This window comes from Flagellimonas sp. S3867, assembly GCF_014698935.1.
In the GTDB taxonomy this organism is placed as follows: domain Bacteria; phylum Bacteroidota; class Bacteroidia; order Flavobacteriales; family Flavobacteriaceae; genus Flagellimonas.
In genome coordinates, this window is the sequence record NZ_JACVMN010000001.1 from 1,099,384 (window position 1) to 1,117,775 (window position 18,392).

General features: G+C 39.3%; 9 protein-coding genes. 1 reads left to right on the top strand and 8 read right to left on the bottom strand.

Going from position 1 to position 18,392, the window contains the following annotated elements; genetic code table 11:
• Position 1: 1 nt before the first annotated feature.
• The 8 genes from IAG46_RS04955 to IAG46_RS04990 form a co-directional block, all read right to left on the bottom strand.
• A complete protein-coding gene (locus tag IAG46_RS04955) occupies positions 2-3,445 on the bottom strand; it encodes a hypothetical protein (protein ID WP_223826581.1) in 3,444 nt (1,147 codons plus the stop codon).
• Positions 3,446-3,485: 40 nt separating this feature from the next.
• Positions 3,486-5,000 (bottom strand): sugar porter family MFS transporter, encoded by a 1,515-nt coding sequence (locus tag IAG46_RS04960; RefSeq protein WP_190809208.1) that lies wholly within the window; start codon positions 4,998-5,000, stop codon positions 3,486-3,488.
• 141 nt (positions 5,001-5,141) lie between these two features.
• Positions 5,142-8,579, bottom strand: a complete 3,438-nt coding sequence (locus tag IAG46_RS04965) for a carbohydrate binding domain-containing protein (RefSeq protein WP_190809209.1) — start codon at positions 8,577-8,579, stop codon at positions 5,142-5,144.
• Positions 8,580-8,595: 16 nt separating this feature from the next.
• On the bottom strand, positions 8,596-9,447 hold the full coding sequence (locus tag IAG46_RS04970) for a family 16 glycosylhydrolase (RefSeq protein ID WP_190809210.1): 852 nt from the start codon (positions 9,445-9,447) through the stop codon (positions 8,596-8,598).
• 25 nt (positions 9,448-9,472) lie between these two features.
• Positions 9,473-10,861 (bottom strand): carbohydrate-binding protein, encoded by a 1,389-nt coding sequence (locus tag IAG46_RS04975; RefSeq protein WP_223826582.1) that lies wholly within the window; start codon positions 10,859-10,861, stop codon positions 9,473-9,475.
• 34 nt (positions 10,862-10,895) lie between these two features.
• A complete protein-coding gene (locus tag IAG46_RS04980) occupies positions 10,896-14,045 on the bottom strand; it encodes a glycoside hydrolase family 2 TIM barrel-domain containing protein (protein ID WP_190809212.1) in 3,150 nt (1,049 codons plus the stop codon).
• A gap of 292 nt (positions 14,046-14,337) precedes the next feature.
• On the bottom strand, positions 14,338-17,151 hold the full coding sequence (locus IAG46_RS17810) for a triple tyrosine motif-containing protein (protein ID WP_190809213.1): 2,814 nt from the start codon (positions 17,149-17,151) through the stop codon (positions 14,338-14,340).
• Between the two features lie 410 nt (positions 17,152-17,561).
• Complete coding sequence (locus IAG46_RS04990; RefSeq protein ID WP_190809214.1) at positions 17,562-17,969, bottom strand: hypothetical protein; 408 nt, start codon at positions 17,967-17,969, stop codon at positions 17,562-17,564.
• Positions 17,970-18,076: 107 nt separating this feature from the next.
• Between IAG46_RS04990 and IAG46_RS04995 the strand changes: the two genes are divergently transcribed.
• Positions 18,077-18,307 (top strand): helix-turn-helix domain-containing protein, encoded by a 231-nt coding sequence (locus tag IAG46_RS04995; RefSeq protein ID WP_190809215.1) that lies wholly within the window; start codon positions 18,077-18,079, stop codon positions 18,305-18,307.
• The last annotated feature ends 85 nt before the right edge of the window (positions 18,308-18,392 follow it).

An 18,392-nucleotide genomic window follows, 5' to 3' on the forward strand; every position in this document is an offset into this window, starting at 1 on the left:
TTCATCTTAGATTTTTAGTACTAACATATACGCGAACATGGTCTACCTCACCTGTTCTTTTAAAAATTTTATTGCTGATGGATTGATCCAGCGATAAAAACCCAATGTTTGTGGTGGTATGGTTTTTATGAATCACCTCTAAACTTTCTTCCTTGGAGAGCATATAAACCACAGGTATTTGGCAATATGTAAAACAAAGTGATCCCTTGCCGAGTTCAAGCTGCTTTGGATTACCTTCTACATCAACATAGTCAAAAACCTTTGATTCGTTCAAAAATTCATTTTTTCGAAGTAGACATGGTTTAAAGTGGAGTTTTCCTTCCTTTACAAAAACACCAAGTTCACCATAGCGGCTTAGGATATCTTCTTTTACCTGACCTGTCATTCCTGGCTGTTGCGCCCCTTTGCCTGCTGGGGTATGCGAATAAGGATCCGTGGGGAATGCTCCGTATAAGGATGGTGGTTTGTGCACTCCTATTCCTTCATTGATTTCATAAAAATGCTCCAATAGCCTTCCAACAATCTCTTCATTTTCTCCTTCCGCAATGGCTTTTAAACAACATTCTTGCACTGCTAACAACAGTTTGGAAACCATATGCCAATATATCGACCCCAATCCTTCATAACCGTAAAAGGTACCTGACCTTCCAGTAAAGGATTTATGATCAAAAACATCTTCAAATATTTGTAGGATGTTCTCTTTTTCCGCAGTCGCCAATTTCCCGTATTGGGTTTGCGCCAATTCGGCCAAAGCTGTTTCAAGATCTCCTGCATTCTTAAAATTGCCGTTAAAGTGATATGCTCCGTTGCTGTCTTTCTCAATAATTCTTGAATCGCCTTCTGCTGCCATTTGCCCAAGTAATTTTGAAGCAAGAACAGCATCTTCTGGAACATTGTTCCTTTCTGAGAACGATGGCAATTCTTTATTGGGATACAACAAATAACTGTATTGATCTTCTCTGAAAAGCTTGCTGTTTTTTAAACCATCCAATGCTTCAAGTGCTTCTTTGGATGACAAATAACCTGAACTTAAGACCGCTACTTGGCCTTCCAACATTTCACTGAGATATGAGATGGATACCTCTTTTTCGTTTTCAACGGTCATTATGTTGTACGCATGGTACAACTGATCCTTCCTTTTGTTGGCTCTTATGGAATGCTCCAGAAACTGGATACCAACATCGACAAACTGTTTTAGTTCATCCAAGGAAACCGTATTTTTCTCGCCAGAAAATGAGCTTTCGTAGATTTTCTCCCTAAAATCACTTCCAGAGAGTCCAAGGCCATCCATGATTTGTTTTCGAGACTTGTCGTCAATTGTATCTGACAAAAGATTTATGTTACCTTCCAGAGTCTTCCGAATTCCGTTAAAAAGTTCGACCAATTCCTTGGATATTGGAATTTCTGCTGAAGCAGATGCATTCAATACTTCGTTGAAAAAATTCAAAAATCGTCTTAGATAATAAAGTGTCACCATTGAAACTCCATTACCGACCAGGGCATTATTGGCATCATTCCATTCGGGACGTTGTGTGTTCATCCAAATACCTCCTTCGGGAATAAAATTTGATAGTTTGGACAGTACGGTTGCCAATATCTTCTCAATAAAATTTACACGGTAAATGTTACCGTTTTCATCTTGCAACAAAGCTCCATCCGCTCCAATTGCATCCCTCCTATCTCGAATTTGAATATCAAGTTTGTGGTCGAACTCTATGGTGTCCTTAGGATTTTTGAGAATACTCTCATAGTTTTTGATCCTATAGGGTACGTTAGCATAGACAAACTGATCTTGGGCAAAATAACCCTCCATTTTCCCTGGGGCATGGTCCTGCATAAACTCCAAGAATTTGAGCAGGTAGATAATCTGGTGATCACCCCAATAGCCAATATAAGACCACGGATCATCAGGCTCAATGATTTCCCAATCAAAACCACCCTTGGTAACCCTATAAGGGTTATAGCCATCAAAAGTGGTGGCATTCAGAAATTTATTGATCATACTTTCAATAAACTCCGGATATGAGTGTGCAAGTGCCTCCCAGTTTTGGAATATATCTCGCCAATTCCCTTCATAATCCAAGATTTTGGATCCGTCACTTTCATTTTTTGTGTTGATGGAAAAACGGTTCCAAGGTCTACTGGGGTCTCCGTGCCTTCTGCTGAACTTCAAGGGCATGTATTCCAAACAAAGTCTTTTAAAGTCTTTATTCCCGCTTTTATCCGCCAATTCTTTTAAAGCAGATACTGAAAAGGTATCGGGAAGTTCCTGAATCAGGCCCTTTGAAGTTTCAAAGACTTCACTGTTAGCTTTTGAAATGTAATTGGAGAAATCCCATTTTTCAATTTCATAATTATTGTCAAAAATTCCCCCACGCATAATATTGAACAAGGTGTTGGAAAAATGTCGGGTATCCCGAAGTCCATCGGCCGTCAATTGCAAGCCATCTGAAGCTGCGCCAAGTTGAATCAATCGATTTGTTCCAAGTTCAATATCCGCTTCAACTTTTTGTTGAAGTTGGGCATCTTGTTTTATCTGGTTTGAAATCTTGACAATGGATGAATGGTTTTGATTAAGGTTTGCCGCGAACATCCATTTCTTTTCCTCTTTCGGAGGCAAGGTCAGGGCTGTATATGCAAAATAGGCTCCTTTTTCGGCCTTAATATCCGCTTCGGGTTGAAGTGGTATTCCTTTTCTGAAATTGGATAATTGCAAGGATGACAATAAATTTTCTGCATTTTCAAGTCCAAGAGACCACACAATGTTAGCCTTTAAGGCTTCACTAGGTTCTGCCTTGTCCACAATTATTGCGCTAAGCGCATAAATCCCCAATCCGGAATCCTTTACAAGTTCGCTTCGTTTATAGGCATCGACCAAGTTGCTCTGTCTGTTTTGAAGATCACTCCCCACTCCATAGGGTACAATATTTTGTAAGCCATCCAAAACGGATATGGTCCTATCGTTATACCCATCATTTATCAAAGTACAATGTCTTACGAATCCGTATGTATCGGAAGAACTCCATTGATACCGGAAAGTCAATTCTAAATGATGGTTGATCTCTTCGAAAATTATTTTGTTACCGTGTACATTTTTGTACAGGTTTCTACTTACCCAATAAACTCCTTGTAATCTATCTGAGAATGGTTCCCAAAGTTGGGAATCTTCACCTTTGCCAACTCTAAACAGGGTTTTGCAACCAGTAGTCTCAATAGCTTCCGTGATTTTATCGTCAGTATAATATGGAAATAGCGAATATTCGGCATTTTTTCTCCCGGCCGTGAGTCCCCCATTACTTGAAATAAACATCCAATGGTCCGAGTCGCTCACAATACTCATAAAAAATGGGCGAAGGTTATCACTGTTCGAAATTTTAAAATAGTTCTCGTTACCTATCTTAATTTGTTCCATTTCTTTGATATCGTTCTCTTTAATTTCTTGCATTATCGATTCTTCTATCATCTTAATTTTTATTCATCAAAATTTAATCCCTTATCAACAATTGTTCTACTTCTTCCAAGGTTTTTCCTTTTGTTTCGATCACATATTTGTATACAAAGAAGAAAGCCAGCAACGACAGTAAGGCATATATTGCAAATGTTGATGTAGGTCCTAAATTTGATAGTTCCCAAGGAAAAATTTGGGTTACGGAAAAACTCACTAGGGAGTTAAAGAAACCCACCACCGATATGGCAATCCCTTTTATCTTGTTCGGAAATATTTCTGAAATCAATGTCCACATTACTGGGCCCAATGAAATTGCAAAAGCTGCTACATATAACAAGATAGCGATTAAAACCAGTGTTGCATCTATATTGATGAAATTGGTAATTTCATTCCTTTTGAAATTTAAAAACTGCTCGTCATTGAGTTTTTCCCCTATTGTTAAAAATAATTCGGATTGACTGTCAAAGGATTCCCCTTCCATGATTTGCAGTGCATTGTGTATTTGTGGATCATTGACTCTTTTTAAGGCATCTTCCGTGAATTTATAGGTAGCATTATTGAAAGCCAAGGTGGCCAAGAGCAATGCAATGGTCATAAAACCTGTACCTAAAAGTAATAAGGGTTTACGTCCTAACCTGTCTATTAACCAGATGGCCACAAGGGTAAATACCAAATTGGTAAGTCCCACAACAATCGCTTGTAAGAAAGATGAATCTGTGCTACCTCCTGCCTGTTCAAAAATTGTAGGGGCATAGTAGAAAATAGCATTTATTCCCGTTATCTGCTGGAAAAATGCTATGCCCAAGGCAATTATCATTATAGTTGCATACTTACTTTTGAACAAATCGGAAAACCGTCCCTTCTTTTCCTTTTTTTCCAATCCTCTTTGGATTTCAGCAACTGTTATCTCTGCATACTCCTCTCCTCCGATTTTTTGCAATATTTTTCGGGCGAGTTTTACCTTATTCAGTTTTAAAATCAACCATCTTGGGCTCCGAGGGACCGTAAATAAAGATGCAAAATAGACTATTGCCGGAATGGCTTCTACTCCAAGCATCCACCTCCAGCTTTCATCTCCGTAGTTTACCAAAAAATAATTGGAAAAATAGGCTACCGAAATTCCGATAACAATGTTTAATTGATTGAAGGAAACCAAGCTTCCCCTGAGTTTAGGCGGAGCTATTTCGGCAATGTAAATGGGTGCGATTAGAATGGCACCTCCAATTCCGACACCTCCAATGATCCTGGCAATAATAAATTCCAAATACCCCGTTGCAAAGGCAGACCAGGTTGCCGAAACGGCAAAAAGTGCTGCAACAACAATCAAGACTTTTTTTCTTCCGAATTTATCAGCGAGTGGTCCGGCCATTAGATTGCCGGCCATTGCACCAAAAATGACACAACCCACAGAAAATCCCAGCATGGCATCCGTCATGTTAAAATAAACGGTAATGCCTTTGACCGCACCCGATATTACCGCACTGTCAAACCCAAGTAGAAAGCCTCCCAGTGCAACTATTAAACTTATGAGCACCGTGTAGGACTTATTCATTTTAACTGCTTGTTGGTTGGATGGCAAAATATCTTTGTTTATTGTTAGTTCTTGTTATTTCTTAATTGTAGTTGAACAGGCCGAAAATCTGTTTCCGACCCATTCAACAACCAATTTTCTAATTCACTCTGTTACTCCTGACTACTCAAGAATAATATCATCTACATAATAAGTTTCTGTAGTAGATGTTGGATTATTTCCAGGATCAAAATCAGGTATTATTACAATGGCATTATATATACTAGGGTTAAAATCCACTGGTACAATAGCTCCAAAATCAAAGGTTAACTCAACCCATTCATTTGCATTTACAACGGTCTGTTGTATCGAATAATTTGGAATACTACCATCATTGGGTCTTGACTGTAACTCAAACTGAAATATAGCGTTTGCCTTCGTTGAATATACTTTGACCTTAAATGTTCTTGTTGTGGTCATATCCAATGCCGAAGCAAAAACATTTTCCATACCACCGTAGAATTCTGTTCCGGATGGTTTGTTGAAGGTATAAATGTTTGCTGATGTATTGATACCTCCAGAAACAGTATTTGAAGTAATGGAACCGTTAACACTAGCCGGTTCAAAAACCGCACTAAATTCTTCTCCCCCTTCAAAATCAGCAGGCAAAGCAGAAAGAGCAGTAGGACCTCCACCGGAACCACCTCCATCGACTACCAAGGATACATTATCAATGTTCACCAAACCTGCTTCACCATTCAAATCAAACAATACTCTTGAAGTAGCATCACCAAATCCTGTAGCGGTCAAGGTAGCCATATACGTTTGTCTTGTTGTATTGATGTTCACCGTTTCCGTAGTATTTGCAAAACTTCCACCGCTTAACCCAATACCGGCAATGATAGATCTATTCGTATCTGACCAAGCATCAAAAGTTAAAGTATATGTTTCGTCAGGAGTAATCGCCAGTTTCTGGCTCAAATTAACCAAGAATGGCTGTCCAGGATCAGGAGTGGTAACGTTTACAGAATAAAAAGAATTACCACTATCGGTAGTAATTGGTGCTGCAGCACTATCATCCACACCTAAAATCCATGGTGCGCTTCCATTTTCAAAATCACCATTAGTCAAGAGTCCGTCATCAAATGAATTATCTGTAACAATAACTGTTCTAGTTACTTGTGTAGCTGCATTACCAGCGGCATCACTAACATTATACGTAATTGTATAAGTTGCCTCAACATTTGTATCTACTGTATCGCCACCTACTACAATATTACCGGAAATATCACCATCAACATTATCATTGGCAGTAGCACCTGCATCTACGTATGCTGGGTCACCCAAAGCAAGATTAACCGTAGCATCTCCAGTCAAAGTAATCACTGGAGCTTCTGTATCTCCACCTCCTGAAGAATCCAAAACAAGGGATACATTATCAATATTCACCAAACCGGCTTCACCATTCAAATCAAATAATACTCTTGAAGTAGCATCACCAAATCCTGTAGCGGTCAAGGTAGCCATATACGTCTGTCTTGTTGTATTGATACTAACTGATTCAGTAGTATTTGCAAAACTTCCACCACTTAATCCTATTCCTGCTATTATTGCTCTATCTGTATCGGACCAAGCATCAAAGGTCAATGTATATGTAGCATCTGGTGTAATCTCCAATTTCTGGCTCAAATTGACCAAGAATGGCTGTCCAGGGTCTGGAGTGGTTACATTTACAGAATAAAAAGAATTGCCACTATCGGTGGTTACTGGTGCCGCAGCGCCATCATCCACGCCCAAAATCCAAGGCGCGCTTCCATTTTCGAAATCTCCGTTAGTCAACAGACCATCATCGAAAGTACCACCGCCTCCAGAAGTATCTTCTTCCAAGCGCACGTTATCAATTACTACAACACCTACTTCAGCTCCCATATCGAATAGTATACGGCTATTGGCACCACCAAAATCCGTTGCAGAAAGATTAATTGTAAATGTTTGTGTATCTGTTGTCAAACTAACTGATTCATTAGTATTTGTAAAAGGAGCTTCGTTTAGTCCGATTCCTGCCAGTATTGTCCGTGCACGGTCCGAAGAAGCATCAAATGTCAATATGTAATCTGTGCCTTGTGTAATCTCTACCACTTGGCTTAAGTTAACATCAAATGCATTTCCTGCAGTTGTTACATCCGCTTCGTTAAAGCTATTTCCTCCATCAGTGACAACATTCAAGGCATTGCCTATCCAAGAATCTCCACCATTTTCGAAATCGCCATTGGTCAACAATCCATCATCAAAACTACTTCCACCACCTGCTGTATCAAGAATCAGATCATCTATATAATATGTGCCACCAGCGGTGATTGCACTATCTGCCATATCATTGTCTGGTTTGATAACCAATTGGTTATAAGCGGTAGGACCGCCCGGTAATCCCGTAAAAGTAACCTCAACCTCTGTCCATTCATCTGCATTAGGAATAGTAACAAATACAGGTGCTGGATTTCCGGTCACAGGGACTGTTTGAGGATTCAAGGCTAATTCAAATCGGAAAACCACATTTGCTTTGGTAGAATACACTTTTAATTTAAAGACATCGGTAGTAGTTAAATCAAAATTGCTTGCAAAAGTATTTTGAACTCCTGCAAAGAAATCTGAACCTGTAGGCTTGTCTATTTGAAGTACAAAATCAGATGTATTAATACCGGTCTTAAACGGATTCTCGGTAAGTTGCGATGTAATTCCATCTCCAAAGTTTTGTGAAGAAAGGAAAGTTTCACAACTTTCAAAATCCACAGGAACCGCTATAGCAGCAATTTCAGTATCTGTACATCCGCTAGGCGTTGTTGCGGTTTCAACCTGCTCAACGTCATCCATATAGAATGTACCTGCGGTAGTCCCAGGACCATCAACAAACATGGTCAATCTTGGGAAACTGTCTGAAGAAGTGAAATCGAATGAAATCAATTCCCATCCTGTACCTCCATGGCTAGCTGTAAGCTCAGTATCTGCTCCTGTTCCTTCTTCAAGTTTTACCAAAACATCTACTGGAGCATCTGCCCAGAAATTCATTTGAACGGTCTTGTTCGTAGTTAAATCAATATTTTCTCCCAAATCAAAAAAGATACCTTCAAATTCAGCGCCGCTATTTGTAATAGCACCAACATTGGAAGCTGCATCATTTGAACCTCCTAAATCTGGATTTTCCACTATTTCAAAAGTAGCTCCACCAAAGGTGGTTGGGTCATAATCAACATTTGCTCCATCAAAAGTAATGGGCAACATTACGAGTTCGGGAACCACGATGACCAATTCATCTTCAAAAGTATTGGTTCCGCCAGCTGCATTGGAAGCTGTTAAACTTACCGTATATGTACCTGTAACATAGGTTTTAATAGGGTCTACTTCCGTGGAACTGGTTCCATCTCCAAAATCCCATTCGTAGCTATCCGCATTTTCCGATACATTGATAAAGGAAACTGTTCCTGAATCTTCGCTGATCAATTGTGTAAAACCAGCCAATACTTCTGGAAGTAAATTGCCTTCGTCATCTTCTTCACATCCTGAGAAGGATGCTACCAATATCATTAAAAATACAATCTTGGCTCTGTTAAATAATAGTTTCATTGTCTTGAGTGTTAGTTTAGTCCGTTATGTTATTTTCATATACTCTTACATAGTCCACCAACATGGTCTGTGGAAAAGTAGTTTCTTCATTGGGTGATCCTGGAAAGCTGCCACCAACGGCAACATTCAAAATAATGTAGAAAGGGTGGTCAAAAACCCATTCTCCCACCACATCATCTGGGGTTATCTGATTGTATAGGTCACCATCTACATAATAATTGATGTAGTCTGGTCCCCATTCGATGCCAAAAACATGGAATCCTGTGTCAAACCGGTCGTCTTCAAGTGCATATTCTTTGGTTTCTCCTTCAGCAGCCGAATATCCGGGTCCGTGAACGGTACCAAAGACCACGTTAGGTGAATCTCCTAAGTATTCCATAATGTCTATTTCGCCACATTGAGGCCAGATGTTTTGGGCACAATCGTTGCCTAAAAGCCAAAATGCCGGCCATAGACCCTTGCCATATGGCAATCGAATCCTGGCCTCAAATCGACCATAGGTCTGTTCGAACAATCCACGGGTGACTAATCTTGCGGATGTATAGGATGCGCCTTCAAACGATTCTTCTTGTGCCGTGATGAGCAACAGCCCATTATCCACTTTCACATTTTCGGTGCGATCTGTATAGTATTGTAGTTCTTGGTTTCCCCATCCATCACCATTGGGACCTCTACCTAAATCGTATGTCCAAAGGGAAGGATTAGGTGCTCCTTCCGTATCGAACTCATCAGCCATTACAAGGTTTGTCAAGGTTGTAACTGTTTGCACATCATCGGTTTCACAGCTGGAAACCATCAATAGCATCACAAACAGCAACGATGGAAACTGTAAAGCTTTTACTTTTTTGTATGTATATGAATTATTCATCTTTTCTTTGTTTGAGATTAGTTTGCTACCTGTAGTAATAAATATTGTCCACGAAAATGTCGGCTATAGTAGCATCCGAAATAAAGAACAACAGTCCAATCTGCGAGCGATCTCCCAAGCCGTTAAAATCAGCAAGTGGTATATCCAAACTAACCCATTGATTTGCTGTTAGCGCAGCGCCATCAATGGTATAATCACCGGATGTTTCATTGTTCCCTACGGAATTCAACAGCTGTAATCGTATAAAATCACCTGAATCTATACTTTCGTTTACTTTGATGTCCACATGAATATGCGTCATCTCGGTTAGATTGACAGGAGCAACATCTTGGAAAGTTCCTATACCAACAAAATTCAAAACTGTGTAGTTGATAACCATATCGCCATTGACATCAATTGGAGGAGCACCACCTTCTGTTGTTTGAAAGCCATCTGTAAAGAATCCATTGTAGTAATCCACCGCCACATTGGTATAGGCATCACTAAATATGGAAACAACATCGTCAGGGTTCCTGGTGGGAGGTGTTGGTGCAAAATCAAACGTGCCGGAAACATCAAGTGCCAAAGAGCCCGCAGCGGCCACATTGGCCAAGGATGCAGTAATTGTTGCCTCACCTGTATCTACCACAGATACAATCCCAAGCTCGTTCGCTCTTGCCACATCAACATTGGTTGATTGAAAGTCGAAGTACGAAGGCGTTGTATTAACTGTGATATTTCCGCTGGCTGTGCTAAAAGTTTGCGTAAGTCCAGAAATGGTGATAGGAATATTGATAAAGGCGTCTTGTTCAACATCCACTCCGTTTAAAATTGCTGGCTGTGCCTGAGCAATGGTACCTAACTTTTCAAACTTTACTTCATCTAACCAAAAGGTATATCCAAAACCACCTGTTTCATTGGTTCCTGCTGAATACCAAAGCATTCCTCTTTCCTCTGTCAATTTAGATGGGTCTGGAATCGGTATAACATATTTTGCCCATTGGGTGCCCAAGGATACGTTTGTTCGGGTAACCTGGAACTTGTTTTCGCCAAAATCTTGACCAAATCCTATTTCTCCGATGTTAACTCCTTGTGAAGCTCTGGCCCAAAAGGTCAAAGCATCAAACTCTGTCAAGTTTCTACCTGAACCTTCTATTCTAAAAATGGCTCCGGCAAAGTTTCCTTCTGGGTCATTTGCATTTGGAACATCGAAACGCATGGATGCACCACTTTCATAAGCAACAAACTCGTCTACTGAAAATGCTGTAGCCTTTGATCCCAAAAATGGAAAGTAAAAGTCACTGCCAAGACCAATTGGTAAATCGGTAAACACCTCTCCTGTTGTTGAGAATGTTGCAAACTCCGCATCATTCGAGAGTTCTCTCTCACAACCTATTAGTGCCATAAAAACCAATATTGAAAAGATGGTTTTCATATGTTGTTGTTTTATATTTTTCATATCCATTTTTTTATTTTCCTATATTGATGTGAACATATGTGCTGATCTGCCACTCTTGACCCTCGTCAAATCCAACAGGGCTTAATACTGGAACCGGCGGAAAAGTATTCGGTGGTACGGCGGTGGGTGCATAACGAGGTGAAAACTCATCAAGTGAACGCCATATGCCCCTTACTCCAATTTTGGTATCTGGCAGGATAAACCAATCTGGTTTCCCTAAAGAGGTAGATATATCCAACATTAGCTGTACTGGATAGGTAAGGTTAAAATCACGATGGTAATCATAAGGACCCCAATCATTTACCTTGAAAGCATGTTCCAATTTCCATTTTTTGTAAATCACTCGAATATCACCGCCGAATCTTTCTATACTTCTAGAATCACTACCATTTGCTTGGGCATTACCACCATATATGTTGGCAATCAACGCCAAATCTGGACTTACCTTGGATACAATTCGCGAGCTAGCCTCCCATAGATCTTTGGCAGGCACAGAGTTCGGGAATGCAAAAGGGTTACGATCTGCGTTAAAACCAATTGCAGCGTCCATAGTAGTAGGCTGGTGTCGGAATACAAAACCTAAATTAAAGGCCAGTTTGGCATCTTCGCTACGGTCATTATCCCACTCATAAAACCAAGAACCGGGAGTAGGGTCAAATGTCAATAACAGTTCTCCTGCTGTTGTTTTCCTATTCCCTCGAACGGCAAATGGGTCGTCTTGTACATTTCTAAGTACTGCAGGGCCTCCTGCATCTCCTGGTACAGGACCTACCAAAGGTTCTTGCCATAAAAAGTTAGGCGCTATTTGAACATTTCCGAATGTATAGGTAAATCCAGAAAGGAAACTGTTTTGGTTCCCGCTTCCGTTATCTTTTAACTTCCAACCAGTAAATGTTCTGGTTTGGTCAACACCTCCATTAGCTACCAATCCCGTTGAAGCACCAAGGGCATACCAATTAAATTTACCTTTTGAATATGTGATTTTAGCTTTTGCTCCCCAATTGTCATCGGTGTTTATTTCGTCAGTGTATATAATGTAATTTCCTGGTCCGCCTTCCACAAATTGGAACTCACGTCCATTTAGTGGTTGTCCACCCCAAATACCACCAACTTCTAATCCTAAATTGCCAAACTCTCTTTCAACATGAAGAGTTGCTCTTCGAGTTTTAGGTAATGGAATAGCTCCTGAAGTTTCGGCATTACGTCTTTGTCCAATATCTTCATGATATACACCAGTTATATCGAAGTGTTTCCATTTCGTAGTGTATTTGAACAAAATTGCCGGGTTTGCGCCCCACCATAATTGATCTCCAAATGCTGCTTTTAATCCTTTAAAGGTCTTTTTCCCATCTACTTCCAAACCGAGTATCTCACCATTATACAAGTCCAAATTAGGACCGTAATTGGCTTCTGGGTATAGTCCAAAGAAATCACCTTCATAACCCCAATGGTAGTGTCCGGTTCTGTAAAAACCTCTTATATCTGCATCCTTGGTTTGCCAATCGAACTCAGCATTATACACTCTTACTCTATTAGGGTCGTCAAATGTTATATCGCCATCTGTTTCTAAAATTACCGGTCGGCCAACATTCTCGTAAAAAATCTCATTAATCGGATTTTGCGCAATATTGCCCAACACATTGAAATTGATATTAGCTCTCATATTGGAAGAAGGTTGTCCTTCTACACCTACATAATAGGATTGCATATGGTCAAAACCTCTTTGATCTGGAAAAGAATTTGAATCAGGATCTGCGATGGCTGGAGTTGTAATTAGTTTTCCTCCTGTATTAAAGGTGGTAAACTCAGCTCTTAATTGGCTTACTCTAATTTTCCCTCCTTGTGTAGCTTCAAAAGCGGCTTTATCTCCGCGAGCTCTGAGCACCGCACCAGTGAGCTCAATTCCTTTGAAATAGTTGTCAATGAAACTTAAATCGGTTCCGTCTGCATAAGGATTTAGTTGATGCGCATCTTTTAACGCATAATAAGCGGCGCGGGGATACAATTCGTAAAGTCCTCTTTCGCTAGTTGGTCCTTTGGCACAGATACCAAACCACTCTTCATTCATGTTGTTTTCTCCCGGTCCTGGTAAGTCTCTTGAGTATCCACCATTGGACCAAGAAGCATTGTTGTCATGGAGGTCAGCATTTTTTCTATCATCAAAACCAAACTTCCACCAGCCATCACTGAATTGGAAGGTAAAACCACCTATTGAGTTTCCAACTTTACCAACTCCAGCGGCATTTTCATAGATTTCTCTCCAGTTACCTACCATATAATAGGCCTGGGAATATTGATCTTCCTTATTCTCTTTGGCACTGAATGCATCCGCTCCAAATTCTGTGAACATCACTGGTTTTTGAAGTTTATCTTGTACTACCTGAAACATATCCCCGAAAGAAACACCTCGGTAGGTATTGGTTCCGTAGATATCTACATCTTTACATTCTTCAGCTACAATATCAATAAACAAGACATCTCCATTACAAATGGCCACTGGGTGCGAAGCATCCATGGCTTTCATTCTTTTGGCAGCTTCATTCATTAACTTATACATGGGTCGGCCTCGACTTTCACCTATAAATTGTATCCTCCCTTCATCATCGGGAAAATCTTCGGTTTCTGCTCCTGCCCAGAACAAACCGTAGTTATTCTCATTTCCTAATAAATACAGTAGTAATCCAGGGGTGTCTTTATACCCTTTGACCAATTCTTCCATTTCTTGGAGTAAAAACTCCGCCGTTTTCTCGTCATCATAAATGGTCACTGGAGTCCAAACTCCGTCCAAGGTCAGTCCGTAACGGCCGAATGAATGGTTAAGCATGGTGTAGATTCCATAATTTTCATAGATATACCGAATCCACTTAGCGGGGACGCCAGTATATTGACGAATAACATTTACGCCCATGTTTTTAAGGAGTGCCATCTCATGGTCGAGTCCTGCCTTAATGACATCATCGGACTTTTTCCAGAAATTTGCGTTTACGGTATTGGTTCCAATGGGAATATAATCCCAGTTCATACCATTGATAATGAAATCTTCGCCATTGACGACCAATTTCATTCCTTCTTCATTGCTAACAACAGATACTTTATCTGCTTGTGCAAATGCACCGAAGGCAACCAAGAAAAGTAATAATCTGAATAGATAATTTTTCATAGTAGAGTTTAGTTTAAGTTTATCCGAACTGATGGAAAGTTGTCCAACACAGCTAGCCATTGATTTGCCAGCAGCCGTTTTTCGGATGGTTAAACTTATCTTAATTAAATAGGAAATCCTCAAGAAGTACCTCAACAAAAAATATACACTTCAATAAATTTTCAATTTTATTGACAAATTCTCAAAAACCCTGTTTTTAAAGGGTTTGAGGGACGCTATTGAAATTGAAGTATTAGCAGAAAGTCGGTGTTGTATAGGTAATGTTGAGGTGAATAGAGGGTTGTGCTGTAGTTTAGAGCTTAAGAATGTAATCCACTAGGTTATCATCATGGGATAGATTCATCTTTTTACGCAGTCTATAACGCTTTATCTCAACACTTCGGGGGGAAATATTGAACATGGGGGCTATTTCTTTGGAGGACAAGTTAAGGCGAAGATAGGCGCACAATCTTATGTCATTCGGGGATAAATTGGGGTGGGCATTTTTTAATTTCTTTAAAAACTTTCTATCTGCATTGTTGAAAGCTTCCTTGAACAATTCCCAATCATCATTTTGTTTCAAGTTCTTATCAATAATCCCAATTATGGATTTCACAGATTCTTTGTTTTCCATACTAGCTGCCAATTGTTCTTTCACTCTTGTCAATAACTCATTCTTTTTAATGATGCTCATTGTAGAGGCCGCTAACTCGTTGCTCTTGCTTTTAAATTCTTCTTTTAGTTGCTGATTTTTAAGTTTGATGATCTCTTTATCGTTTTTGGCCTTGGCCAAAGCCATTTCACGCTGGTTTTTCTCTATTAGTTTTTGTTGACGCTTGTGGTAGTGCCTTCTATACGCATTATGTATTGCAATTGAACCTAAAATGACCACTATTAAATAAATGATCAAAAATAGATTTGAACCATACCAAGGTCGCGCAATCTTAAAACTATAGGAGGCGATATTATTGGAAATCTCTTCGCCAATTTTTGCCCTTACCTTGAAATTATATTCGCCGGGTGGAAGGTTTTCAAAAGCGACTGATGAATCTCTTGTCCAATCACTCCAGTTCGGGTAAATACCCTCCATCATATATTGATATTGAGGTTTAATGTATTTGTTGTAGGTGGGAACGTAATATGAAAATTCCAGACTGTTTTCGGTATTGTGAAAATCTCCGTCTAAATTTTTATTCAGTAAGCTTTTCTCCGTTTCGCTTCGATTTTTGCCCGCTTTTTTGATTGTGGCGATGTTCACATTGAATTCACTGTCTTGGAAATTATGGATGTTTATTGTAAAATATCCAGACCTGGCTCCGAAAATATATGTGTCTTTGTTGAGAGCGGTAGCACTCTCGTATCCGATTATGCCGTTTCTCATGTCCTCGGTAAGCGGAATTTGTCTAATGCTTGGCGTACTACCCAATCCACCTGCTGGCACAAATCCAATATTAGAGTTGGAAAATGTCCATAAATGACCATTGCTTTGGTCCAATACCATCTTGCCCGAAACATACTCCTCCTCTGTGTAAAGGTTGCTTAAAAAGGTATCCTTAGTAAACTTGTTTTGGTTCCAATCATATTTGAACACTCCTTTTTTATAAGCATACAGCAAATCTCCCCTATACTTTACAATTCCAGAATTGGACCCTTTAATCAATGTATCAATCTCCAAAGTTTTTAATCGGGAAAAAGTTTCATCCAATTGCAGCTTAAAAACACCTTTGTATTCGTGATTGACAAAAATCCCTTTTTTAAAAACTTCAAAATAGCGAGCTGAATGTTCAAACCCTTCAATCTTGTTCCTTAACTGCCAAGTATCATTAAATTTTTCTAAAACATATAGCCCATCGTAGTTTCCTTGTAATAAAAGGTTGGGGTGGTCTATAATCTCCCCTACCTTCCAAGTACCTTGTACGTCTGAAATTCTTTTTACTTTGTCGTTTTCCACCACATAGGTTCCTGTATGATGGCTACAAAATAGGTTTCCAGCGATAACTTCCAATGACCAAACTTGTCCCTGAGTGCCTTCGATAAATTTAAAATCGGACTCTTCATTAACCTTTTTGTAAAAAAGACCATGGTTAGTACCCAAATACAGATTACCTTCCTTTAAGGCCGAAGCATAAACGCTTCCTAATAAGCCTTTACTATCCGAATAAATACGAAATGGCGAACCGCTATTGATATAGCTTATTCCAACATCAAGGCCCAGCCAGATATTGTCATCGATATCTTCATATAAGGACAACACCGTGTTATTTTGTAAACTTTTGACTTGATTGATTTGCTCTATAATTTTTCCTTTTCCATCGATAAGGAATAAACCATGTGATATGGTTCCCAGGGCAAATCCACCCCCTTTCAGTTTTATGCCGCTGTAAAGACTTATTTCCGACAAAAGCTCCGATGCTTCAATTTCCCATTTTTCAATTGAACTGTTTTGGATCGTATAAAAGCCATTCTGTTTGGTGAGAACGAGCAAATTACCTTCTTCTTGAAATATATTAATTATCTCATCATCTCTTATCGGTGTTAAATCATGGACCAGCTCATCCCTACCATTTTCAATCTTAAATATTCCTTGGCCCATTTTTTGAAAATAAATGGTTTGGCCCACTCTAAATATTTTGGGTAAAAAAGAATCTGAATCAATAATATTTACAGAATGGTCCTCTATGTTTAATACATAAATACGGTTGTGCGATTGAAAAACAACGAATTCGCCCAATTCGAGAATTCCCCAAAACTCCTCATCTTGAAGTAATTTATCATTTATTACAGCAGATAAACTGGTGTATTCCAATGTACCCAATGCTCCTTTTTGCCAATAGCCAAACTCTTTGTAACTACCTGTATAAATCCTAGACCCTATGGCCTTGACCGATCTTATTATAGATTCGTTCGGGGAAGCATATAGGGTCCATGAAGCACCATTAAACTCTAACAACCCGTTATTGTTGGCCACATAAATGGTTTTGTCAACACTCTGTGTTATTGCCCAATTTTGACTTTCAGAACCGTATGCCGAAGGAGAGAAATTTTGTATGGGAGAGAGTTCTTGTGAAACCCCAATACTACATAGGGTAAGTGTGATTATGAAAAGAATGTGCCCTAGTTTGTTCACAAAATTTAATTCCAAGTTAGTCGAGTATTACTTTGTTTAAGCAAACGTAAACAAAAGTACTTTATACAATAGGTTGCGTTAAACAAAATCAACTTCTGCACATTTAAGTTACATAAAATCATTTTATGATTCCCTACTGAACAAACTTTATTGCCCATTACCAAATAAAAATTACACATATGAGTATGAATATCCTGGAGGAACTACCAAAAGAGTCCAGAAGAAATTAACCAGAGAACAGAAAAAATGTTCTCAATAGTAGAACATAAGAATCCCGTTGCCGCTAGTTTCCAACTTGTAGTCTAGCAACCAACAACAGCAACTCTTTATGGGTTGCTGTTTTTTCACCCACCCAACCCCTCTACCCTTTTTAGCTCGTTAAGTGGAGGAGTTTATTAAAAATCATCTCCTCAATGTACTATTTCAGTATAGGTGTGCTTTATCATAAGTTTTAAGTCTTTCTGTGGTGCATCTATGGTAAACTGTAAGCACAACTTTTCGGCATGTATCTCCAAAGTGCCATCGGCCAAGGGGCGGGACAGTTTTAACATCTTGGTATGGTATTCCTGGGAGAACGAAGGCCTTTCAAACCAAAACCAAAAGGGAAATACCAGGTTGTCCACCACTTTTATTTTGGCAAAATTTTGATCCTTCAGCTTATACAATACCAATCTAGCATTGGGCCGTAGGATGGTTTTTAGATAATGTCCGTGTTGATACATATCAATTTGCAACTGGGCAAAGCTGAGTTTTAGGGTGGTTCCCGTTTCTTGATCAAGAAAATCGATCAGGGTCTCAAATAGGTCTGCTTTGGTCATAATTAAAGATTTGGGTTGTTCAAATTCAATCGCGGGGTAAGTCAAATTTAAGTAAAAACAACTGAACGGTTGTTACATAAATTGAATTTTGACCTGAAATTGCCTGTATGGAAACTGAGAGCAAAGAGCAACTACTTAAAAGCTTGGCAAAAAGAGTCAAACAATTGCGAAAAATTAAGGACGTTACCCAAGAAGAAGCTCTTAATGATACCGGAATCCAATTTTCACGAATTGAACAGGGCAAAAGAGATGTTCAATTATCTACCATCTTGAAACTCTGCCAATATTTTGAAATTACACTGCATGACTTTTTTGATGGTTCTTTTGAGTGTAAGTAAGTACATAGCCGTATTAAAATTATTAAACCTGGCGAATGATATTTACAAAAAGTAAGCTGTTTTTTTATCTTCTATTTTTAGCATG